Origin of the sequence: Roseburia faecis (assembly GCF_001406815.1) — a bacterium.
Classification (GTDB): Bacteria; Bacillota; Clostridia; order Lachnospirales; family Lachnospiraceae; genus Roseburia; species Roseburia faecis.
This window is the reverse complement of record NZ_CVRR01000019.1, coordinates 97,318-119,623: the sequence shown is the minus strand read 5'-3', so window position 1 is coordinate 119,623 and position 22,306 is coordinate 97,318. Positions and strand designations below refer to the sequence as shown.

The window sequence follows — 22,306 nt, the reverse complement described above, 5'->3', positions numbered from 1 at the left end:
TATTCTACTAATTTTCAGAAAGTTTTACAACCTTTTTATGCATTTTGTTGAAGTATTTTTGCCGCAAGTTCTTCCAGATACGTCCAGCGATCCATTTTTTCTTCCAATTGTGTTTCCAGCTGCGTTTTTTCTTCTGTCAGTTCATTCAGCTTCACAAAATCCCGTGCGCAGGATGCCATCTCCCCGTCAATCTCTCCCAGCCGTGTTTCCAAAGCTGCAATGTCGTCCTCAATGGTTTCATATTCTTTCTGTTCTTTATATGAAAATTTTAATTTATTTTCATGTTTCCATGTAGAACGTGAGTCTTCTGTCGCCTGTTTTTCCTGTACATTTGCCGTCTCTTCATTTTTACGGAACGAATCGCCTGCAGTATCTACAAATTTTCCTTCCTCTTCGGCCCGTCTGTGGTAGTCCGTATATCCGCCCTCATACTGGCAGAGCTTTCCGTTTCCCTCAAAAGCAAAGATTCTGTGCACCACACGGTCCAGAAAATAACGGTCATGCGATACCGTAATCACAATACCGTCATAATGATCCAGATAATCTTCAAGAATGGTCAGTGTCGTGATATCAAGATCGTTGGTTGGTTCGTCAAGAATCAGTACATTGGGAGCTTCCATAAGGACCCGCAGCAGATTCAGTCTGCGCTTTTCTCCGCCGGACAGTTTTTTGATCTGTCCATACTGTTCTTCCGGTGGAAACAAAAACTTATCAAGCATTGCGGATGCCGAAACCAGTCCATCTTCTGTGCGTACATATTCTGCTGTATTTTTGATATAATCAATCACGCGAAGCTTTGGGTCCATATATGCAATTCCCGCATTCTCATCCTGTTCGATCTCCTGTGTGTAATATCCGATTTTTATCGTCTGTCCAATGGTTACTTCCCCAGCATCCGGCAAAATTCTGCCATCAATAATTTTCATAAGTGTTGTCTTGCCGCATCCGTTTTTCCCGACAAAACCAATCCGGTCATTTTTTAAGAAAATATAGGAAAAATCAGAAATCAGTACATGATCTCCATATGTTTTTGTGATATGTGATAATTCCACGGTTGTTTTTCCCATACGGGAGGACACCGAACCGATTTCGATCTTTTTATCAACATCCGGCTTTTTTTGATCCCGCAAGGCCTCATAGCGCTGGATATGTGCTTTCTGTTTGGTGGAACGCGCTCTTGCCCCGCGCTGCATCCATTCGATTTCCTTGCGCAGAATGGACTGTCTTTTCCGTTCGCCTGCCCAGGCAATGTCTTCCCTCTCCTGTTTGGCCGCAAGATATCCGGAATAGTTTGTCTCATAGCTGTAAATCTGTCCTTTATCAACTTCCACAATCCGGTTGCATACACTGTCCAGAAAATACCGGTCATGTGTCACCATAACCATTGCTCCCCGATAATTTTTCAGATAATTTTCCAGCCACTCTGCCATTTCGGCATCCAGATGGTTCGTCGGCTCATCCAAAAGCAGTACATCACACGGAGTAAGGAGCACTGCAACAAGAGCCAGTCGTTTCCGCTGTCCGCCGGACAAATGTCCCACCGGTTCATCGAAATTGTATATGCCAAGCCGCGTCATCATGGATTTGGCATTGCTTTCCAGATTCCATTTTTCATGTTCTTCCCGGTCTTCCTGCTGATGCACACTTCCAATCTGCGCATAAGAAAGTACATTCTCAAGTGCTCCTTTTTGCGGGTCAAATTCCGGCATCTGCGGCAGATAGCGAATCACAAGATGATTGGCCCGTACGACATTTCCGGCATCCGGTTCTTCGAGTCCTGCCATAATTTTTAACAGCGTGGATTTTCCGGTTCCATTGATGCCTATGATTCCGACTTTTTCCCCATCCTGCAGATAAAACGATGCATCGTGAAACAACTCACGCTGTGTATAAACTTTTGTAATATGATCAACGGTAAGTAAATTCATAAAAATTCCTCTTTCTGCTTCCTTTCGCCTTTTTATTATCACACGAACGGACAATTGTTGCAAGTGCTGTCACACATTCCTCTTTTGACACTCCTGCCATTCTATAGTACAATAAACACATCAATTACATGATTATAAAGGAAATAAACTTATGGCTTTTCAAACAATCGGTTTTATCGGACTGGGTCTGATTGGAGGTTCGATCGCCAAAAAAATGAAATCCAATCAGCCGGACATCAAAATTTATGCCACGGCACATCATAAAGAAACCATCCAAGAAGCGTACCGTGAGGGGCTGATCGAAAACAATGATCTGTTACCACTGTCTGCTTTTTCTGACTGTGATTATATTTTTTTATGTGCCCCGGTTCAACGGAACCTCGCATATCTGCGTCAGTTAAAAGATATTATCCGCAGCGACTGTTATATCACAGACGTCGGAAGCACAAAAACGGAAATTCATGAAGAAGTGATACGGCTTGGCATGGAGGCCAATTTTATCGGCGGGCATCCCATGACCGGTTCCGAAAAAACAGGCATATTAAGTGCCACCAATACGCTTTTGGAAAATGCATACTATATTATCACCCCGACCGCCCTGACTCCAAAGGAAGAAATTTCGGAATTTCGTGATTTTGTATTGTCGCTTGGAGCAATTCCACTGATTTTGGATTATAAAATACACGATTACTCTACGGCAGCCATCAGCCATCTGCCGCACATGATCGCATATTCGCTGGTCAATCTGGTCCACCAGATCGATGATGACAAAGAAACCATGAAAACCATTGCTGCCGGGGGATTTAAGGATATCACAAGAATTGCATCTTCTTCGCCTGTGATGTGGCAGAATATCTGTGCTTCCAACCGGGAACCGCTTCTTTCACTAATGGATCAGTACCTTGCCCTTCTGACGAAGCTTCGCGGATACATTGACAGTTCCAATGAACAGGCACTGCTTTCCTTCTTTCAGCAGGCAAAAGACTACCGGGATTCCATCACATTGCCAAGTGTCAAATCCCCTACGGTATATTATGAATGTTTTGTGGATCTGGTCGATGAAACCGGCGGTATTGCTGCTGTTGCCGGGCTGCTCGCACAATACCATATCAGCATCAAAAACATAGGTATTGTAAATAACCGGGAATTTGAAGAAGGTGTTCTTCAGCTCGCGTTTCCTGACAAACAGACTCTGACCCGTGCCAAACGTCTGCTTACCGACAATGGCTATATGGTTCACGAACGGTAAAACATAAATGGTTTTCCCATAAAAAATACAGGCTCCAGATAATTTCCGGAGCCTGTATTTTTATTTGCACAAGGTATCGAGTATTTCAAAATAGTTTTCAAACGTCTTCCTGCAGCAGGAAGGATTTTCAATCACAATACCGTCTGTCACAAGTCCCGGAATTGCAAAAGCCATCGCAACCCGGTGATCCTCGAACGTTTTTATTTTACATCCATGCGGTTTTCCCGGATGAATCACAATACGGTTCTCATCCAGCTGCTCGCATGCGATTCCCATTGCCTTCAGATTGGTAAGAATCGCGGCAAAACGGTCACATTCCTGATAACGGATATGTCCGATTCCGGTAATCTCGACGGTTTCACTGGCAAAACACGCAATTGCCGCCAGTGTCAGAGCCTGATCTGAAAATGCAGAAAAGTCAAATACCCCTCCCAGGAATCCTTCCGTCGGCGGATACATCCGGATTCCATCCGGTTCTTCCTCTGTCCGGCATCCCATCTGTTCCAGCACATGTAAAAAAGAAGTATCTCCCTGTAAGCTTTCCCAGTGTACATGGCAGACCTTTGCAGGAACGCCGACAACCGGGCACATCGCATAAAAATAAGAAGCTGCCGAAACATCCGGTTCAATCTGATACTCTCTTGCCTGATATGCTGTATGTTCCGCAATCACAAAAGTATCGGATGCAGGTCGTTGTACTTCCACACCAAACTGTTTCATCATGGCAACCGTCATCTCTACATAAGCCATTCCATGATGCCCTTTGACGTGAATCCGGAATTCTTTCTGAAACAACACGGAAGAGATCAGAAGCGCACTCAGAAACTGACTGCTTTTTTCAACATCAATGGTTACTTCGTGTCTATTCACACCACTGTTTCCGATCACAAATGGGAAATGTCCTGATGCTTCCTTATAAGTAACTTCCGCCCCAAGGTCTTGAAGTGCCTGCAGCAATTCTTCCATCGGGCGCTTTTTCATCTGCTCGGAAGAGTTCATATGATATTCTCCCTCACACAGACCAAGGTATGCCGTCAGAAAACGGGCAGCAGTTCCTGCACTTCCCACATCAACGGAAGCTTTTGTCTTTGGAACCCTGCCCCCTTTTCCTTCAATGGAGACAACCGCATGCGGCTCATCAATTTCCACCACAAAGCCCAGGTCCTGCAAAGCCTGCAGGAAATGCCTGCTGTCATCCGAAAAAAGAACCCCTTTAAGAACACTCTTTCCGTTTGCAAGTGCTGCAATCAGAAGTGCCCGGTTTGTAATGCTCTTCGATCCTGGAACCGAAACCTCAACCGGAATTATGTCTGCTTTTTTTATCTCATAAGTATCCTGTAAGATCATAGTTTTTCCCGCCTTATTTTACAGTTCGTTAAAAATCTGATAGATATCAATCTTTAATGCATCGGTATCCGTCATTCCGATAAACACACCGCCATAATGAAATCCGTCCGGCTTTTCTTCGCTGCGGACAATCTGGATGACTGCATCCACCACTTCTTTTGTCCATATCTGGATCTTTGCATCATAATAGGAATTCATTTCCAGTTTCTTTTTACAGTCAAATCCAATTCCGCTTTTTGAAATATCTGTTACATCCACATGCACAAATTTTAAAGTTGTGACCCCGTCTTCATCCAGACGCTCCAACTGTACATTGACATCCAGATCCAGTCTTTTATTTTTCCTTTTTTCTTCCATTTTCCATCCCCTTATACCTTTTCAAACGATAATATAAATATTATTTTATTACATTCAGAAACACATTACAAGTAAAAAAAGGGATATTCCGGGCCCCCTTCCCGGAATATCCGATAAAAAGTAATGATTTTATAAAAGTCCCGCCTGCACCAGACGTCCGTGAATCTGCGGTCCGATCCATGCAGCAAGAACCATTTTGATAATGTCAAATACAATAAACGGATAGACGCACATTGTCAACGCCGCCTGTACAGAGGTTTTCATTACCAGTACAAACCATACCGTTCCAAAGATATAGCAAACAGCAGTTCCGAGAATCATGCCGATCATGCCCAATACCAGTTTCCGTCCGGACTTTTCAATAAAAATTCCGGCGATCACAGCCATCGGAATAAACCCGATCAGATAGCCGCCTGTCGGTCCGAACATTTTTGCCGGACCTGCTGTAAAACCGGAAAATACCGGAACGCCAACCAGTCCGATCAGAAGGTAAACAATATAGCTGACCGTCTCCCTCCGGGTGCCTAAAATATAAAGTCCGAAATAAATCACCAGATTGGTAAGAGAAATCGGAACATCTCCAATCGGGATAGACAATGGTGCTAAAATACAGGTTACAGCTGTGAGAACACCGATCACAGCAATGGTTTTTACCGACATTTTCTTTGGTGTCGCGCTTACAGTGTCATTCATTTTTTATCTTCCTTTCCATGTAAATTCAATGTGTTAAGTATACACGCATGTCTTTTTATTGTCAACTTTATATTTATACAGGTTAACAATTGTTTTTTAGGAAAAATTATTGCGATATATGTAAACAAATGCTAATATAAAAGAATAGCTTTGGGTTGAATTATGCGAAAACGTTTATAAAAAATTATGGGGTTACATACAATGACAGATCATTCTATTTCAGAAAAAATTGAATATAAATATCTTTCTTTCATTAACAAGGTATTTTGGGTTGTACATATTGGATTTCTTCTTTTATTTGCAAATTTAAAAATCAACTTTATGGTTTATTTTAATTTAGGAAGCATCCTTTTTTACACACTGACATTTTTTCTGCTACAGACATCCAAAATGCATTTGTATGTCTACCTTGCTTCCATTGAAATTCTCCTACATATGTCGGCTGCAACACTTTGTGTGGGGCTTGGCTGCAATTTTCAGTTATGTCTGTTCGGCGTGATTTTGTTTTTCTTTATTATAGAATGTATCCTTCCGGACAAGAAGAAATCCATAACACCCGTGTTGATTCTGAGCAGTCTTTACTCCGTTGCCATCGTTGCCTTATACGTGGCGGGAAACCGGATTTCACCTTTTTATCCCCTTTCCCTGACGGAAACAGGTATCCTGGCAGTCGTAATCGTAATTTTTGTACTCCTGCTGATCATTACTTCCATGCTTTTCTTACTCCGGTATATGGTTCATGAGGAAGAAAAACTTACTAAAAAAGCAGAATACGATGCCCTGACAGGTATTCCGAACCGTTTTTTTATGATGGACGAGATTCAGAAACTTTTTATCGAAAATGGACAAAAGGATTACTATCTTGCCATGATCGATATCGACAATTTCAAAAACATCAACGATACCTACGGACACAACACCGGGGATGACGCATTAAAAATTCTTGCAAAAACCATCATCCTGCAGGCACAGAAACATGGATTTAAATACTGCCGCTGGGGCGGTGAAGAATTTCTTCTTCTGGGGAAATGCCGTTCGTGTGAAATTCCAAAAGATATCCTTGAAGAACTCCGCAGCGCAATCAGTTCCAACTGTGTGCGGACATCAAGAGAAAGTTTCCGCTATACCGTAACCATCGGTGCCGGAAAATACACTTCCGGTCAGTCGGCAAAAGAGTGGCTTGATTTTGTAGACAAACAGCTCTATAAAGGAAAGCGTTCCGGAAAAAACCAGGTCGTATGTTCATAAAAAGAACTGTCACAAAGCAGGAAATGAATTTTTCTTTTCCTGTTTGTAACAGTTCTTTTGTGATTCTTTATTTAATCAGCATAGCATCGCCAAAGCTAAAGAAACGATATCTTTCTTTTACAGCGATCTCATACGCATGAAGCACATGCTCCCGTCCTGCGAGTGCCGATACCAGCATCACAAGCGTTGACTGTGGCAGATGGAAGTTGGTAATCAAGGCATCAATCACTTTAAACTGATACCCCGGATAAATAAAGATTTCCGTCCAGCCGCTGGTCTCATGCAGCCGTCCGTTTTCATCTGCGGCGGCTTCCAGCGTACGCGTACTGGTTGTGCCGACCGCAATCACCCGGTGTCCGCTTTCCTTCGCGCGGTTGATCTTATCCGCAGCTTCCTGTGACACCATATAAAACTCTGAGTGCATATGGTGATCCAGTACATTTTCTACTTTTACCGGACGGAACGTGCCAAGTCCGACATGCAGGGTTACTTCTGCGATATCGACTCCCATATCCTTTACTTTCTGCAGCAGTTCTTTCGTAAAATGAAGCCCTGCTGTCGGGGCAGCGGCAGATCCGTCATACTTTGCATATACGGTCTGATAGCGATTTTTATCTTTCAGCTGATGCGTAATATATGGCGGCAGCGGCATCTGTCCCAGCTGATCCAGAATCTCTTCAAAAATTCCGTCATAATGGAACTGAATCAGACGGTTTCCTTCTTCTACTACATCCACGACTTCTGCCGTCAGAAGCCCGTCTCCGAACACAAGTTTTGTGCCCGGTTTTGCTTTTTTCCCCGGTTTTACGAGTGTCTCCCAGATATCATTTTCCTTGCGTTTTAGCAAAAGTACTTCGATTTTTGCCTGTGTGTCCTCTTTCACTCCGAACAGACGTGCCGGAATCACCTTTGTGTTGTTGATCACCAGACAATCACCCGGGTGAAGATATTCCAGAATATCCGTAAAATGCCGGTGTTCCACGTCCCCGGTCTGACGGTCAAGCACCATCAGCCGGGAGCTGGAACGATCCTCCAGAGGGTCCTGAGCGATCAGTTCCTCCGGCAGATCATAGTCATAATCTTTTACATTCATTCCTTCTGTCATGATTAGCCTCTCAACTGGATTCCGATATTTTTCAGTCCGCTTAAGATTTTATCCATAGCACTCGTAATATCGCTCTCTTCCAGATTCTTATCTTTTCCGCGGAACTTCAGAGAGTATGCGACAGACTTAAAGCCTTTTTCAATCTGCTCTCCTTCGTATACATCAAATAACTCATAATTTTCCAGATACTTCCCACCGTTTTCCTCGAATACTTTCTCGATATCACCTACCAGAATATTCTTTGGAACAACCATAGACAAGTCACGGGAAGAAACCGGGAAGTTGGTAATTCCCTCATATTTGTAATCAAAGGATGCACGGGATACCATCTCCGGCATATCAATCACTGCAATATATACGCGCTCTTTGATGGCATAATTTGCAGCAACCGTTGGATGTACCTCTCCGAGATATCCGATCACAGCTCCATCATATACGATAGCCGCCTTGCGTCCCGGGTGCAGGAACGGAAGCTCGGCATGTGGATCATACTGAGCCTTCTTGCGAAGACCTGTCTGGTATAAGAGTTCCTCGATCACACCCTTCATGGTAAAGAAATCACCGTCTCCGTACATACCAAACGTCAGCTGCATACGTTCTTCCGGAAGTTCCGTCAGCGGAAGCTGCTTCGGCAGATAGATATTTCCCATCTCGTACAGGCGTACATCTTTGTTTCTGCGTCCAAAGTTCGTAGACAGGGAAGTCAGCATTCCGTTCAGTGGCAGCGTACGCATAATGGAATAATCTTCCCCAAGCGGATTGGAAATCACAACCGTTTTACGCCACTTGGAATCCTCCGGAATCAGTAATTTGTCAAATACTTTCGGACTCTCGAAAGAATAAGTCATTGCCTGTGAAAAACCACAGAACTCTGCAATCTCACGTGCCTTTTCTTCCATACGCAGCTTAAAGCTCTTTCCTCCGGCAGTGGATTCTCCGCTCGGAAGAGAAGTTCCGATCTTGTCATAGCCGTAGAAACGTGCTACTTCCTCTGCCATATCTGCGTCACAAAGCAGATCCTGTCTCCAGGACGGAACAAGAATCTCATTCGTTGCTTCGTCATATCCCAGATCTATTTTTTTGAAATATCCGATCATATCCCCGGCCGGAATATCCGTTCCCAAAAGCTTATTGTACTTGTCCGGTTCGAACGGAATCTTTACGCCCTCACGCTTCACAGGATAAATGTCAACGGCTCCACCTACAACCTCGCCGACGCCTAACTCTTCTACCAGCTGGCAGGCACGGTTCATCGCTTCCATGGCAAGATTTGGATCTAAGCCTTTTTCAAACTTAGCCGAAGCATCGGTACGAAGTCCGATGCGCTTTCCGGATTTGCGGATATTGGTTCCATCAAAGCATGCTGCCTCAAATAACATGGTTGTTACATGATCGGTAATCATGGAATTTTCTCCACCCATGATACCGGCAATGCCTACTGCTTTTTTTGCATCACAGATCATCAGTACATTTTCATCCAGCTGACGTTCCTGTCCGTCCAGCGTCACAAATTTTTCACCTGCAGCTGCACGGCGGACAATAATCTCTTTTCCTTCAATCGTATCCAGATCATAGGCGTGCATCGGCTGTCCGTATTCTTCCATCACATAATTCGTAATATCTACAAGATTATTGATCGGACGGATTCCATGTGCACGAAGACGTTCCTGCATCCACTTCGGAGATGGGGCAAACTTAATATTCTTTACAACTCTTGCCGTGTAACGGCTGCAAAGATCCTGATCCTTTACAGATACTTTGATGTAATCATTGACATCTTCGTTATTTCCGGTTTCTGTTACGACAGGAGGTACAAATTCCTTATGGAACGTGGCTGCTGCCTCACGCGCAATGCCGAGTACGGAAAAACAGTCTACACGGTTGGATGTAATCTCATATTCAACAACGCTGTCATCCAGTCCTAAATAAGCAACCGCATTTTCTCCGACAGGTGCATCCTCGTCAAAGATATACAGTCCGTTCTCCGGTGCGTCCGGGAACATTTCACGGTTTGAACCGAGTTCCTCAATCGAGCACATCATGCCAGAAGACTCAACCCCGCGAAGCTTTCCTTTTTTAATTTTGATTCCACCAGGAGTTTTTGTTCCATCATGTCCTCCTGCGACACGTCCGCCATCTAAAACAACCGGAACTTTTGCCCCTTCAAATACGTTTGGTGCACCAGTCACAATCTGCAGCGTTTCGCTTCCAACGTTTACCTGGCAGATGACAAGTTTGTCGGCATCCGGGTGTTTTTCAATCTTTGTAACCTGTCCGACGACGATCTTGTCAAGATCTGCATCGAGCTGCTCATATCCCTCAACTTTTGATCCGGAAAGTGTCATGGCATCGACATACTCCTGCACGCCGCAGTCAAGTCCCGGAACTAAAGCTTTGATCCATTTTAATGATGTATTCATTCTTTTTCTCCTCCTAGAACTGTTTTAAGAAACGATCGTCATTCTCATACAGCAGACGCATATCGTCAATCTCATATTTCAACAGGGTAATACGCTCCAGACCGATACCAAATGCAAAGCCGGAATATTCTTCCGGATCAATACCGCTCATACGAAGCACTCTTGGATGTACCATTCCACAGCCAAGGATTTCGATCCATCCCTCACCTTTGCAGAAACGGCATCCTTTTCCGCCACATTTAAAACAGGAAACATCCATCTCGGCCGATGGCTCCGTAAATGGGAAATGATGCGGACGGAATTTTACTTTTGTTTCTTTTCCAAACAGCTTCTGTACAAACTGGGTCAGTGTTCCCTTTAAGTTAGAAAACGTGATTCCCTTGTCAATGACCATCCCCTCAATCTGATGGAAAGAAGGCGAATGGGTCGCATCCACTTCATCCGCACGGAACACACGTCCCGGTGCAATCATACGGATCGGAGGTTTCTTCTGCTCCATCACACGCACCTGAACCGGTGAAGTCTGTGTACGCAGCAGGATTTTATCATTGATGTAGAAGGTATCCTGCTCATCTTTTGCCGGATGGTTTGCCGGAATGTTTAATGCTTCAAAGTTGTAATAATCGTATTCCACTTCCGGTCCTTCTACAACTTCATATCCCATACCGGTAAAAATACGCTCTACCTCTTCAAGTACCATGGTATTCGGATGGCTGTGTCCCACACGGTTTTTCTTTGCCGGAAGGGTAACGTCGATCACTTCATTTTCCAGACGATGTTCAAGCTCCGCAGCCTCGAGTTTTTTCTTCATCTCATCGAGTTTATTTTCAATTTCCTGACGGGTTTCATTTACCCACTGTCCCACCTTCGGGCGATCCTCCGGTGCAACCTCTTTCATACTCTTTAATACGGCGGTGAGTTCCCCTTTCTTTCCAAGAACGGCGACACGCACATCGTTGAGTTTTGCAAGTCCGTCAGAATTTTCAATCTGTGCTATTGCATTTTCTCTGATTTTCTGCAATTTTTCTTTCATGGTACTCTCCTTTTACATATTTTCTTTCATAATAATTGTTTTTACGCAATTTTCTACTGTGGAACCGGAAGTGTTTTCTGGCATAAAAAAATCCCTGCTATGCATAATTGCATATCAGGGACGAAAAATTCCGCGTTACCACCCAGATTCCCATATCCTGTATCTATATGGGCTCTCATTCTGCTTAACGTGCAGTGACCGTCGCAGGCTAAAAATCCTTGTGTTCACCTGCGCAGCTCCTGTGGGAAAATTCACATGCTGGCGTATCATAAGGAAGCTTACAGCCGATGACTTCCTCTCTCTGTATGTCGTTCAGATGCTACTGACACATTCATTGCTTTTTACACATTTGTCATTCTACCACAGTCTCCTTTTATGTGTCAAGATCAAAGACATTGGTAAATGTAACATCCTTAAAATAAAATCCGAGAATTTCCTGCCATTTCTTTCCTTCTTTTCCCATGGCGTCCGCACCGTACTGACTCATTCCGATTCCATGCCCGAATCCGCCTCCGGTCAGCACGATGGTTCCTTTTTTCTGACTTTTTATTTCAAAGCACGCACTCGGGACGGAAGAGGCACGATGTTTATTGGTTCCGTCTGCAAGATCAAGATCCAGCAGATACTTTCCGAGTGCATACCGGATTTCATTTTCCTTTTCGATCGTCCGCTCTCCTTTTTCAAAAACCATGGTAAGAGACAGTACATATCCGGAAGTGCTTCGTTTATTGACTTTCAGTTTTTTCAGTTTTCCATATGTTTCATCCATGCCCAGCTTTGCCGACAGGGTAGCCGTCCATCGGAAATACGGGGAATTTTCATCATAGGCATCCGCTTTTGCTGTAATAAATTTATGAAAGGCTTTATCCGAATACAGATCTTTTGTCTTTTCCCTGGTATGGTTTTCCGCCAGCAGATATCCCGGAGATGCGGCATTCCATACTTCCAGATTTTCAGAATATCCCGGGGAAGTGGAATAATAATAACAGTCCGCAAGTTTTCCTTTGTACGTCATCACCATGCCTGCGGTATCCGCCACAGCCTGATCCGTCACTTCATAGGAAGTTGTTGCATGATAGGCCTGATAGGCAATGGAATCATCCAGATTTGCTCCGTACCGGGCATACGTATCGTTTTTCATCTGCCCGTATGTAAATGTGCGCGCACATACCGCCTGTGCTTTTAAGGCTTCATAGGAAAAAGATAATGGCATTTCAGAAGGCAGAACATAACGAATATAATCTTCCATCGGAATTTCATTGATCAGGACATATCCCTTTTTTTCCTTCCGGAGAATCAGATCTCCCTCGTACCCGGAACCATACGGGTTTCCGTTTTTATCACATCGATACAAAAGACCACCGGTATCCGGAGAAATTTTTATCTCTTTTCCCGTTTTTTCCCCCTTCAGAAGTTTTTCTGCATCTGTTACGGTGTCCTTCTTCCTTTTATTTCCATCCACGGTATAGGCATCCCCGCTGCAAACAAAAAGACTGGCATATGTATTTTCTTTTCCGTTTTTGAGCAGCACACGGACCTTTTCTGCCATGTCCTCCTGATAGCTTACAAGTGCACAGGCTTTCTGCTCTGCAACAACCAGTTCCACTTTGGAATTTCCTACAACAAGATCTGAAATCTTTCCCTGACGGACAGGAATTTTTGCATGTCCGGAACTTGCCACAAGATACACCGGCAGATCTTTTTCTGCCGAAAGCGGTTCATATCCCTCTATCTGAACACTTTTTGAGGAGTAACTTGTCAGAACCCCCTTGATCGTTGAAGGTTTCGCATAAATTTTAGTAACCTTTCCCTTCGTCAGTTCAATATCCGCAACCCCCGTATATTTTTTCTCCGGCTTTCCCTCCGCAAAATAGGTTTCTCCCCGATATAATACAATGATATCCTTTTCTTCACTCTTTAAGATATATGCATTGCTGAGCATCCCGGAAACGGAACGGTCAAATGTTTCTTCTTTTTGATCTTTCCCTGCCGTTTTGGAAAGACGGGATACCAGAATTAAAGTTATCGCAACGGTAATTACCGCAAGCAGCAGAATCAGAATCCCCATCATCTTCATTTTGTCTCTTTTTTTCATGAAGCACTCTCCGTTTTTATTAATTCATCTGTCATTGACACAAAATAAGGAGCCACCGTTCTCCGGCAGCTCCCCTTCTCTTTTGTACGCTGTAACATTCTTTGGTATATAATAAATTCTTTGGTATCTTAATATTAAATACTTTTTCTTTGGTAAGTTACCCAAAATGCCGGTTCCTGCAATTTAGACTCCTAGCCAATGCTAGGTGGGCGACCGCAGTTTCCCTTCTGTCTTCCGCTGACTGTGGCGGCCTGACATCCAGAAAAATCATATAGGAATCCCGTTTAAAGTAAATGTAGGTTCTAAATAGCAAGAGTTGTCGTACATTTCAGGCATCTCTTTCTGCCGTCTTTTATGCGATACCGCATCCGGCAACTTTCTCTTTTGTACTGCATTTATTATACTTTATTTTTACCTGAATTTCAAGGTCTGATTCTATGTACTTTTTTCCATTTCCGCATACTGCTTTAAGGGAAAAATTTGTCTTTTATTTTACGCATTCCGCTTACAAATGCAAACAATGCTGCCAAAAATGCACCAAGTTCCACATATGTCCAGATGCGTCCGAGCGTAATCACCTTAGTATCACATAAAATTCCGATTGCTCCCACAACGACTGCTACCGCCGCAAATCCATACAGCCACGGTGTTATTCCCCGGATATACGCCTCGGGATCTTTACACTTCTTAATTTCTTCTTTCGGGACAACCAGGTCACTGATCTGTCCGCTTTTTTTCATTTTTGCAGCAGAAACAGCCAGATAAATGCCTACAAAAACGATCACAATATCCATAAGTAAAATTGTTTTCATGATTTTTCCTCCTGTTTTATAGTATCACACACGAAAAAACTTTTTACCATCGGCAAAAATAGTCAAATTTCATTGATTATTTTATACATTTATAGTAAAATATACTTAATATGTAACAAAAAGGAGAATGTATATGCGCATTGAGGACACTACAATTTTAATTACTGACGATTCGATTCTTGCACGTAAACAGTTAAAGGACATCATTTCCACTCTCGGCACTCCGGTATTCGTGGAAGCCACCGATGGACAGAGTGCGATTGACAAATATAAAGAAGTACATCCGGATCTGGTATTTCTTGACATTGTTATGCCAAAAAAAGACGGCAATGATGCCATCCGTGATATTATGGAATTTGATCCGGAAGCTACAATCATCATCGCTTCTTCTGTCGGAACACAGTCCCAGCTGAAAAATGCACTGGAAGCGGGCGCAAAAGATTTCATTCAAAAGCCACTGGACAAGGAACAGGTGCTTGCTGTCGTTAAGCGCTTCCTGGAAGGGAGATAATCGTTATGTATACACAATTTTTTGGAAATTATCTGCTTGCCAACGGATATGTGACCCGTGATCAGCTGTTTTCAGCGATGCGTCAGGAAGCAGACCAGCATATGAAACTCGGTACCCTTGCCATTCATGCCGGATACATGAATGCAGCCCAGGTAGATGATGTTGTCATTCACCAGACCCACCAGGACAATCGTTTCGGTGAGCTGGCGATTCAGCTCGGATACCTGACCGAAGCCCAGGTGGAAGAACTGTTAAAACAGCAGACCCCTGCCTTCCTTTCTCTTGGACAGGTTCTTTTGGATGAAGGAGTTCTGACAAACACCGATTTCGAACAGATCATACAGGATTACCGTTCCAAAAACGGCATGGAAGATGAAGAAAGCCTTATCGAGCGCCGGAAAAATATCCAGCAGTTGTTTGAAAACTTTTTTTCATCAACCGACGCTGCTCTTTCGGAAAAAGGACATATGTTTATCGAGCTTTTATTTAACGATTTTATCCGTTTTATCGGTTCCGATTACACACCGCTTTCCGTGGAAGAAGTCACTGAGGCTTCCATTGCCTGTTGTGTAAAGCAGGAAATTCATGGTGACTATGCGATTAACACCTATATTTCCATGGATCTGGACACGGCGATTGCCTTTGCTACCCGCTATGTCCATGAGCAGTTCCATTCTTACGATGAATACGTTCAGGCTTCTCTGGAGGATTTTTTGAATCTGCAGAACGGATTATTCATTGTAAATGTATCAAACACCTCTAACACAGAGTTAACACTCGGTGCTCCGGAGCATATTACCGTTTCCCCGATTCAGTTTTCAGGACGCACCTTGCATATCCCGGTTCTGTATACGTTTGGAACGATTGATTTTTATATGGAATGTGTTTCCATTAAAGAATAAAATAGGATTTTCCTTAAAGTAAAATGCCATAAAAAACGTCTGCCACAAGGCAGACGTTTTTTTATGTTTCCACTATAATACTTTAGAAAGGAACTCGCACAAACGTGGATTTTCCGGGTGGGAGAAAAATTCCTTCGGTGTATTCTCCTCCTGAATCTGTCCTTCATTGATGAACATTACACGGCTTGCCACTTCCCTGGCAAATCCCATCTCATGTGTGACAACCACCATCGTCATTCCATCTCTGGCAAGTTCTTTCATAATCTCAAGTACTTCTCCTACCATTTCCGGATCAAGTGCAGAAGTCGGCTCATCAAACAGCATCACATCCGGATTCATAGCAAGTGCACGCGCAATCGCAATACGCTGCTTTTGTCCTCCGGAAAGCATTGCAGGATAGACATCCGCTTTATCCGAAAGCCCTACGCGTACCAGCAGTTCATCTGCACGTTTCGAAGCCTCTTCTTTTGTCATGAGCCCGGTCTGTACCGGGGCAAGCATGATATTCCCTTTTACGGTATGGTTGGGAAAGAGATTAAACTGCTGAAACACCATTCCGATTTTCTGACGCATTTTATTGATGTCAACGGAAGAATCCGTAATATCCGTTCCCTCAAAAAGAATGGAACCGGAGGTTGGTTTTTCCAGAAGATTCATGGAGCGCAGAAACGTAGATTTTCCGCATCCCGACGGTCCGATAATTGCAACAACCTCTCCCTGCGAAATCGTTGTTGATATTCCGTTTAATACATTAACATGATCAAAAGATTTACAAAGATCTCTCACTTCGATCAATACATTTTTGTTATCGCTCATTTGTCCGCAACCTCGTTTCCAGTTTGTGTACTCCTGCCGTAAGGATCATTACCAGTACCAGATAAATGACCGCAACGCCGAATAACGGAAGAAACGCATCATATGTCTGGCTTCGAATAATGTCACCGCCTTTTGTCAGATCCGGAATTGCAATGTATCCACTGATGGATGTCTCTTTCAAAAGTGTAATAAATTCATTTGCCAGCGCCGGAAGGACATTTTTAAATGCCTGAGGAAGAATGATCAGCCGCATGGTCTGGGTGTAATTCAACCCAAGGCTTCGTCCGGCCTCAAACTGTCCCTCATCCACAGACATAATTCCGGAACGGACAATCTCTGCCACATAAGCCGCCGAATTCAATCCGAACGCAATCACTGCAACCAGAATCTTATTATCCAGTGCAACGAGAATAATATAATACATGATCAGCAGCTGCACCATCGTCGGGGTTCCCCGCCATATGGTCAGATACACTTTACAGATAAAATTCAGGATATTCAGTCCGCCATGCTTGTCATGTGTAGACCGGATGATTGCAACCAGAAATCCAAGAACAATTCCCAGAATAACCGCAAGGGCTGCAATCAGCAATGTATTCCCCAGCCCACGCAGCAGATACAGATAACGGTCGCTCTCTATAAAATCCTGTTGAAATTTTGCAATAAAATCACTCACTGTTTATCCTCCGAAACAAATTATTTGTTTCTTACAACGATTACCTGACAAGCCTTTGTATAGGTATCCGTAAAGTCAATATTTTTCTTACGATCCTCAGTTACCGTGATTCCGGCAGCACCAAAATCAGCTTTTCCGGAAGATACCGCTGCGATGATCGCATCAAACTCCATATCTTCAATCTTCAGCTCATATCCGAGTTTATCACAGATTGCTTTTGCAATATCTGCATCAATTCCTACAATCTGATCTCCGTCATAATATTCGTATGGCTCAAACTGCGCATTGGTTGCCATAGTAAGTGTTCCGTTTGGATACTCGGTTCCGTCCGGTGTCTCATATGGATGCTTTCCAGCCTCATCTCCGATATAATTGCTGGTGATGGAATCAATGGTTCCATCCTTTTGCAGTTCTTCAATCGCGCTGTTAAATTTATCGGTCAGATCCGAATTGCCTTTGGCAATACAGATGGCATACTCTTCCGGATCAAACGTATCGGATAAAATCTTTAAATCATCATTTTTTTCAACAAAAGCTTCTGCCGGCTGCTGATCAATGATTACACAGTCAATCTTTCCTGTTTTTAATGCCTGAATGGCATCTGCGCCTTTATTGTAACGTTCTACCGTACTGCCATCATTCTTTTCATACTCTGTGGCATCCGAATCTCCGGTTGTACCGAGCTGTACTCCGATTTTTTTACCCGGAAGATCATCTCTGGAGTTCACACTGTTGGCAGGTACGGATGAACCGCAGCCTGCTGTTGCAGCTGCCATGGCAGAAACAAGTAAAAGCGAAATCAATTTCTTTTTCATAATCTTTGTCCTCTTTTCATATGTATTTTAAACACCAAGGAATTTTTTAACAACCTGTGGCATTTCTTCCACTTCACATACCGTATCATGAAGTACCGGTGCGGTACGGATCTCTTCGATCGCCTGTGGGACTTTGACATTTCCGATTCTGGAAAGCTCATCTACCAGCTCAAAGTCACCCATAGCATCGTATTTCGGATCAATCGCATCCATAACGCTTCGGGTAAACTTAAACGGACTTGCCGTGCTGGCAATCACGGTCTTTGTCTCGGTATCCCCGGTATCCTTCTTATACTTATCGTATACCCCTGCCGCAACTGCTGTATGGGTATCAATGATATATCCGGTATCCTCATATAATTTTTTAATGGTCTTTGCAGTCTCTTCCTCGCTTGTATAATTTCCGTAGAAATCAGCAAGCTGCGCACGCATCTCGTCTGTGATTGCATATTTTCCGTCTGTGGAAAGTTCTTCCATCATCTTTGTATTCTTTTCTGCGTCATTTCCGGCAATACGGTAAATCAGACGCTCCAGATTGGAAGAAATCAGAATATCCATGGATGGAGAACTTGTAAGAATGAAATCACGGTTTCTGTCGTATGTTCCGGTGGAGAAGAAATCATACAATACTTTGTTCTCATTGGATGCACAGATCAGTTTTGCAATTGGAAGTCCCATATTCTTTGCATAAAAAGCAGCAAGGATATTTCCGAAATTTCCGGTTGGAACAACAACGTTGATCTTTTCATCTTTTGCAATTGCACCATTTTTATATAATTTTGCATATGCATATACATAATATGCCACCTGAGGAATCAGACGTCCGATATTGATGGAATTTGCAGATGAGAACTGATAACCTGCAACATCAAGTTCTGCTTCAAGTGCAGTATCATTAAACATCTTCTTCACACCGGTCTGTGCCTGATCAAAGTTTCCGTGGATTCCAACCACACAGGTATTTGCACCTTTCTGTGTGATCATCTGCTTTTCCTGGATCGGGCTGACACCGTTCTTCGGATAAAATACAACAATCTTTGTGCCTTCCACATCTGCAAATCCTGCAAGGGCAGCTTTTCCGGTATCTCCGGATGTCGCTGTTAAAATAACAATATCATTTTTCACCTGATTTTTTCTTGCAGAGGTAATCAAAAGATGTGGCAGAATGGAAAGTGCCATATCCTTAAATGCAATTGTCGGGCCATGGAACAGTTCCAGATAATAAGCACCGTCCGCATCTACCAGCGGTGCAATCTCCGGCGTATCAAATTTGCTGTCGTATGCTTTTTTGATACAATCCTTTAACTCATCTTCTGTAAAATCCGTAAAGAAACGGCTCATGACTTCATAAGCAGTCTCCTGATAGGACATATCTGCAAGTGTATCCATTGGGACATCCAGTGCCGGGATACGCTCCGGTACAAAAAGTCCTCCATCATCTGCCAGACCCTTTAAAATTGCCTGGGATGCAGTCAGTTTTACTTTATCATTTCTGGTGCTTGAATACATTAATTCCATTTTTTCTTCCTCATTTTACAAAAATTTAATCATAACGTTTCTCGTACATTATAGGTAAAAAAGTGGGTGGTGTCAATGAATTTCCTATGTTATACTACTAAAATAACCTGTCAGGGCGAAAGGAGAATTTATGTTAACCGGTGTATATCTTGCGACAAAAAAAGACAAAACCGTATACTATCGCTCCAATATTACGCACAAAGGCCGCCATATCAGCCTCGGAAGCTTCCCCACGGAAGTTCAGGCACATCAGGCATACACTGCCGCCTGCGAGCTGTTATCCGGTACAGAAACCATCGATGAGGCATTTTACCGGACCAACCAGCTTGCCTTTGAAAAAATTGTTTCGCTGATCAATTTCCGGGATAATCATATGTATATTCCTACCCCCATCTATCTGCGCAAAAATTATTTCAGTTATTATCTGAGTATTCACCGGGAGTTAAAATTTGACATTGATGACCTCTTCTATTACAGCAGCCACCGGATTCTGACGCGCCAGGGACATCTGTATGTCAATCACTATGGAATGCAGCTTACGCTTCTCGGCCGCTACGGCATCAAAACCCATGCGGTAAACGGCAGGGATTTTTGTTTTGTCAACGGCGATGAAAATGATTTCCGCTACTCAAACCTCAAAATCATCAATCCGTATTTTGGTGTCGAACGCATCGACAAAAACGGAACCGAACACTATAAAGTACGTATCCATATCCACGGCAACATCACTGTCGGTAATTACACAAATGCGATTGATGCGGCAATTGCCTATAACAAAGCCGTAGATCTGGCGCATCAGGCCGGCATATCAAAAAATTTCCCGGAAAACTATATCGAGGAGCTGTCTGCTTCGTCCTATGCCGATATTTACCAGCAGATTTCTCTTTCTCCTAAATATCTTTCTTACCTAAAAGGACTTCCCCGCAAATAAGGGAAGTCCTCTCTGACATCTTTTTATTATTTCTGGTTGATATAATTGACAAGACCTTCGCAGTCAATAATCTTCTGCATAAATGGTGGAAATGCCTGTCCCTGGAATTTCTTTCCGGTTGTCACATCTGTGATGATTCCGGAATCAAAATCTACTTCCACCTCATCCCCTGCCTGTATTTCCTTTGCGGCCTGTGGGCACTCAATGATCGGCAAACCGATATTGATGGCATTCCGGTAAAAGATTCTGGCAAATGTCTCAGCAATGACACAGCTGACACCGGATGCCTTGATGGAAATCGGTGCATGTTCACGGGAAGAACCACATCCAAAGTTTTTATTGGCTACAATAATATCTCCCACATGTACATTTTTAACGAAATCTTTATCGATATCTTCCATACAGTGTGTGGCAAGTTCTTTCGGATCGGAAGAATTCAAATATCTTGCCGGAATGATAACATCCGTATCTACGTTATCGCCATATTTAAATACACTACCATGTGCTGCTTTCATTTCTTATCTGACCTCCTTTTTCTCCGGCATCTTCTACATTACTTCCGCCGGGCCTGAAATCTTTCCGGTGATGGCACTTGCCGCTGCAACCGCCGGGCTTGCAAGATATACTTCCGAATCTACATGTCCCATACGTCCGACAAAGTTACGGTTTGTTGTGGATACACAGCGCTCGCCTTCTGCAAGTACTCCCATATATCCGCCAAGACACGGTCCACATGTCGGTGTACTTACGATTGCACCTGCTTCGATAAAGATCTTAAGAAGTCCCTCTTCCATGGCATCCAGATAAATCTGCTGGGTTGCCGGGATTACAATCACGCGGAGTCCTTTGGCTACTTTCTTTCCTTTTAAGATTTCTGCAGCTGTACGAAGATCTTCCATACGTCCGTTTGTGCAGGAACCAATCACAACCTGATCAATTTTCACATCGCCCACTTCATCAATCGTACGTGTGTTATCCGGCAGATGTGGGAATGAAACGGTTGACTTTAAAGTTGAAAGATCAATCGTATATTCTTCGTCATACTCTGCATCCGCATCTGCTTCATATTCCACGAACGGTCTCTTGGAATGTTCTTTCATGTATGCACGGGTCAGATCGTCTACCGGGAAAATACCGTTCTTTCCACCGGCCTCAATTGCCATGTTTGCGATGGTAAAACGGTCATCCATGGAAAGGTATTTGATTCCTTCCCCAACAAATTCCATGGATTTATAAAGGGCTCCATCCACACCGATCATTCCGATGATATGAAGAATCACATCTTTTCCGCTGATCCATTTGTCCGGCTTTCCTACAATATTAAATTTGATTGCAGACGGTACTTTAAACCATGCTTTTCCGGTAGCCATGCCGGCTGCCATATCTGTACTTCCCACACCAGTAGAAAATGCACCAAGTGCACCGTATGTACACGTATGGGAATCTGCACCGATAATCACATCTCCCGCAACCGTAAGTCCTTTTTCCGGAAGGAGTGCATGCTCTATTCCCATCTCACCTACATCAAAATAGTTTGTAATATCATTTTTGCAGGCGAACTCGCGTACGCATTTGCAATGCTCTGCGGATTTAATGTCTTTATTTGGAGCAAAGTGATCCATCACAAGTGCGATTTTATCTTTGTGAAATACACCCTCTACATTCATTTTTCCGATTTCATGAATTGCAACCGGAGAAGTAATATCATTGCCCAGAACCAGATCCAGGTCTGCCTCGATCAGCTGTCCGGCGCTGACAGAAGGCAGGCCTGCATGTGCTGCAAGAATCTTCTGAGTCATTGTCATTCCCATGGATAATTCCTCCTTTAATATCTTAAACTACTATGATTT

Annotated in this window: 20 protein-coding genes, 1 other RNA gene and 1 other annotated feature; of the genes, 5 read left to right on the top strand and 16 right to left on the bottom strand. The window is 43.4% G+C overall.

The genetic code is table 11. From position 1 onward, the window contains the following. Positions 1-35: 35 nt before the first annotated feature. Complete coding sequence (locus M72_RS07675; RefSeq protein ID WP_055067798.1) at positions 36-1,928, bottom strand: ABC-F family ATP-binding cassette domain-containing protein; 1,893 nt, start codon at positions 1,926-1,928, stop codon at positions 36-38. 151 nt (positions 1,929-2,079) lie between these two features. Between M72_RS07675 and M72_RS07670 the strand changes: the two genes are divergently transcribed. Beyond that, on the top strand, positions 2,080-3,177 hold the full coding sequence (locus M72_RS07670; protein WP_055067797.1) for a prephenate dehydrogenase: 1,098 nt from the start codon (positions 2,080-2,082) through the stop codon (positions 3,175-3,177). Positions 3,178-3,237: 60 nt separating this feature from the next. Here M72_RS07670 and aroA read toward each other — a convergent pair whose 3' ends face one another. The 3 genes from aroA to M72_RS07655 all read right to left on the bottom strand — a co-directional run bounded on the left by aroA (position 3,238) and on the right by M72_RS07655 (position 5,574). Beyond that, the gene (aroA, locus tag M72_RS07665; RefSeq protein WP_055067796.1) at positions 3,238-4,524 is read right to left on the bottom strand and encodes a 3-phosphoshikimate 1-carboxyvinyltransferase; all 1,287 of its coding nucleotides are present in this window, start codon (positions 4,522-4,524) and stop codon (positions 3,238-3,240) included. Between the two features lie 18 nt (positions 4,525-4,542). Further along, positions 4,543-4,881 carry a PilZ domain-containing protein gene (locus tag M72_RS07660; RefSeq protein ID WP_022047081.1) on the bottom strand — a complete coding sequence of 113 codons (339 nt, stop codon included), beginning with the start codon at positions 4,879-4,881 and terminating at the stop codon, positions 4,543-4,545. A gap of 129 nt (positions 4,882-5,010) precedes the next feature. Next, entirely contained in the window at positions 5,011-5,574 is a 564-nt protein-coding gene (locus M72_RS07655; protein WP_055067795.1) for a biotin transporter BioY, read from the bottom strand. A gap of 435 nt (positions 5,575-6,009) precedes the next feature. Between M72_RS07655 and M72_RS07650 the strand changes: the two genes are divergently transcribed. After that, the gene (locus M72_RS07650) at positions 6,010-6,822 is read left to right on the top strand and encodes a GGDEF domain-containing protein (RefSeq protein ID WP_176694772.1); all 813 of its coding nucleotides are present in this window, start codon (positions 6,010-6,012) and stop codon (positions 6,820-6,822) included. Between the two features lie 67 nt (positions 6,823-6,889). On the opposite strand, the gene queA is transcribed toward M72_RS07650, so the two are convergent. From queA to M72_RS07625, 6 genes are all read right to left on the bottom strand, one after another. Next, positions 6,890-7,915 carry a tRNA preQ1(34) S-adenosylmethionine ribosyltransferase-isomerase QueA gene (queA, locus tag M72_RS07645; RefSeq protein ID WP_055067946.1) on the bottom strand — a complete coding sequence of 342 codons (1,026 nt, stop codon included), beginning with the start codon at positions 7,913-7,915 and terminating at the stop codon, positions 6,890-6,892. A 14-nt stretch (positions 7,916-7,929) separates the two neighbouring features. Beyond that, on the bottom strand, positions 7,930-10,347 hold the full coding sequence (pheT, locus tag M72_RS07640) for a phenylalanine--tRNA ligase subunit beta (protein ID WP_055067793.1): 2,418 nt from the start codon (positions 10,345-10,347) through the stop codon (positions 7,930-7,932). A 13-nt stretch (positions 10,348-10,360) separates the two neighbouring features. Then, positions 10,361-11,380, bottom strand: a complete 1,020-nt coding sequence (gene pheS / locus M72_RS07635) for a phenylalanine--tRNA ligase subunit alpha (RefSeq protein ID WP_022047085.1) — start codon at positions 11,378-11,380, stop codon at positions 10,361-10,363. Between the two features lie 113 nt (positions 11,381-11,493). Continuing rightward, positions 11,494-11,724: a binding site (T-box leader), on the bottom strand. Between the two features lie 29 nt (positions 11,725-11,753). Further along, positions 11,754-13,475, bottom strand: coding sequence for a SpoIID/LytB domain-containing protein (locus M72_RS07630; protein WP_055067792.1), 1,722 nt, complete (start codon positions 13,473-13,475; stop codon positions 11,754-11,756). A gap of 154 nt (positions 13,476-13,629) precedes the next feature. After that, a non-coding RNA gene (gene ssrS, locus M72_RS16370) (6S RNA) lies at positions 13,630-13,813 on the bottom strand. Between the two features lie 129 nt (positions 13,814-13,942). Further along, a complete protein-coding gene (locus M72_RS07625; protein WP_022047087.1) occupies positions 13,943-14,287 on the bottom strand; it encodes a hypothetical protein in 345 nt (114 codons plus the stop codon). 133 nt (positions 14,288-14,420) lie between these two features. On the opposite strand from M72_RS07625, the gene M72_RS07620 reads away from it, so the two are divergent. Continuing rightward, positions 14,421-14,798, top strand: coding sequence for a response regulator (locus M72_RS07620; protein WP_022047088.1), 378 nt, complete (start codon positions 14,421-14,423; stop codon positions 14,796-14,798). Positions 14,799-14,803: 5 nt separating this feature from the next. Next, a complete protein-coding gene (locus M72_RS07615) occupies positions 14,804-15,700 on the top strand; it encodes a hypothetical protein (RefSeq protein WP_055067791.1) in 897 nt (298 codons plus the stop codon). A gap of 72 nt (positions 15,701-15,772) precedes the next feature. Here M72_RS07615 and M72_RS07610 read toward each other — a convergent pair whose 3' ends face one another. The 4 genes from M72_RS07610 to thrC are packed head-to-tail and all read right to left on the bottom strand — an operon-like array spanning position 15,773 to position 19,525. Further along, positions 15,773-16,516 (bottom strand): amino acid ABC transporter ATP-binding protein, encoded by a 744-nt coding sequence (locus M72_RS07610; protein ID WP_055067790.1) that lies wholly within the window; start codon positions 16,514-16,516, stop codon positions 15,773-15,775. After that, entirely contained in the window at positions 16,506-17,192 is a 687-nt protein-coding gene (locus tag M72_RS07605; RefSeq protein ID WP_022047091.1) for an amino acid ABC transporter permease, read from the bottom strand. The genes M72_RS07610 and M72_RS07605 overlap by 11 nt, the downstream gene beginning before the upstream one ends. A gap of 20 nt (positions 17,193-17,212) precedes the next feature. Beyond that, positions 17,213-18,007: a transporter substrate-binding domain-containing protein gene (locus tag M72_RS07600; RefSeq protein WP_055067789.1), complete on the bottom strand. Its 795-nt coding sequence runs from the start codon at positions 18,005-18,007 to the stop codon at positions 17,213-17,215. 27 nt (positions 18,008-18,034) lie between these two features. After that, positions 18,035-19,525: a threonine synthase gene (gene thrC, locus M72_RS07595; RefSeq protein WP_055067788.1), complete on the bottom strand. Its 1,491-nt coding sequence runs from the start codon at positions 19,523-19,525 to the stop codon at positions 18,035-18,037. Between the two features lie 130 nt (positions 19,526-19,655). Here thrC and M72_RS07590 point away from each other — a divergent pair, with 130 nt between their 5' ends. Next, positions 19,656-20,456, top strand: coding sequence for a hypothetical protein (locus M72_RS07590; RefSeq protein ID WP_055067787.1), 801 nt, complete (start codon positions 19,656-19,658; stop codon positions 20,454-20,456). Between the two features lie 26 nt (positions 20,457-20,482). On the opposite strand, the gene leuD is transcribed toward M72_RS07590, so the two are convergent. Next, positions 20,483-20,971: a 3-isopropylmalate dehydratase small subunit gene (gene leuD / locus M72_RS07585; protein ID WP_022047095.1), complete on the bottom strand. Its 489-nt coding sequence runs from the start codon at positions 20,969-20,971 to the stop codon at positions 20,483-20,485. A gap of 33 nt (positions 20,972-21,004) precedes the next feature. Further along, positions 21,005-22,267 carry a 3-isopropylmalate dehydratase large subunit gene (gene leuC / locus M72_RS07580; RefSeq protein WP_055067786.1) on the bottom strand — a complete coding sequence of 421 codons (1,263 nt, stop codon included), beginning with the start codon at positions 22,265-22,267 and terminating at the stop codon, positions 21,005-21,007. Positions 22,268-22,306 lie beyond the last annotated feature (39 nt).

Bases quoted from the DNA above. Each gene is read 5' to 3' on its own strand.
- M72_RS07675 (WP_055067798.1), bottom strand. From the start codon at position 1,928: ATGAATTTACTTACCGTTGATCATATTACAAAAGTTTATACACAGCGT.
- M72_RS07670 (WP_055067797.1), top strand. From the start codon at position 2,080: ATGGCTTTTCAAACAATCGGTTTTATCGGACTGGGTCTGATTGGAGGT.
- aroA (WP_055067796.1), bottom strand. From the start codon at position 4,524: ATGATCTTACAGGATACTTATGAGATAAAAAAAGCAGACATAATTCCG.
- M72_RS07660 (WP_022047081.1), bottom strand. From the start codon at position 4,881: ATGGAAGAAAAAAGGAAAAATAAAAGACTGGATCTGGATGTCAATGTA.
- M72_RS07655 (WP_055067795.1), bottom strand. From the start codon at position 5,574: ATGAATGACACTGTAAGCGCGACACCAAAGAAAATGTCGGTAAAAACC.
- M72_RS07650 (WP_176694772.1), top strand. From the start codon at position 6,010: ATGTCGGCTGCAACACTTTGTGTGGGGCTTGGCTGCAATTTTCAGTTA.
- queA (WP_055067946.1), bottom strand. From the start codon at position 7,915: ATGAATGTAAAAGATTATGACTATGATCTGCCGGAGGAACTGATCGCT.
- pheT (WP_055067793.1), bottom strand. From the start codon at position 10,347: ATGAATACATCATTAAAATGGATCAAAGCTTTAGTTCCGGGACTTGAC.
- pheS (WP_022047085.1), bottom strand. From the start codon at position 11,380: ATGAAAGAAAAATTGCAGAAAATCAGAGAAAATGCAATAGCACAGATT.
- M72_RS07630 (WP_055067792.1), bottom strand. From the start codon at position 13,475: ATGAAAAAAAGAGACAAAATGAAGATGATGGGGATTCTGATTCTGCTG.
- M72_RS07625 (WP_022047087.1), bottom strand. From the start codon at position 14,287: ATGAAAACAATTTTACTTATGGATATTGTGATCGTTTTTGTAGGCATT.
- M72_RS07620 (WP_022047088.1), top strand. From the start codon at position 14,421: ATGCGCATTGAGGACACTACAATTTTAATTACTGACGATTCGATTCTT.
- M72_RS07615 (WP_055067791.1), top strand. From the start codon at position 14,804: ATGTATACACAATTTTTTGGAAATTATCTGCTTGCCAACGGATATGTG.
- M72_RS07610 (WP_055067790.1), bottom strand. From the start codon at position 16,516: ATGAGCGATAACAAAAATGTATTGATCGAAGTGAGAGATCTTTGTAAA.
- M72_RS07600 (WP_055067789.1), bottom strand. From the start codon at position 18,007: ATGAAAAAGAAATTGATTTCGCTTTTACTTGTTTCTGCCATGGCAGCT.
- thrC (WP_055067788.1), bottom strand. From the start codon at position 19,525: ATGGAATTAATGTATTCAAGCACCAGAAATGATAAAGTAAAACTGACT.
- M72_RS07590 (WP_055067787.1), top strand. From the start codon at position 19,656: ATGTTAACCGGTGTATATCTTGCGACAAAAAAAGACAAAACCGTATAC.
- leuD (WP_022047095.1), bottom strand. From the start codon at position 20,971: ATGAAAGCAGCACATGGTAGTGTATTTAAATATGGCGATAACGTAGAT.
- leuC (WP_055067786.1), bottom strand. From the start codon at position 22,267: ATGGGAATGACAATGACTCAGAAGATTCTTGCAGCACATGCAGGCCTG.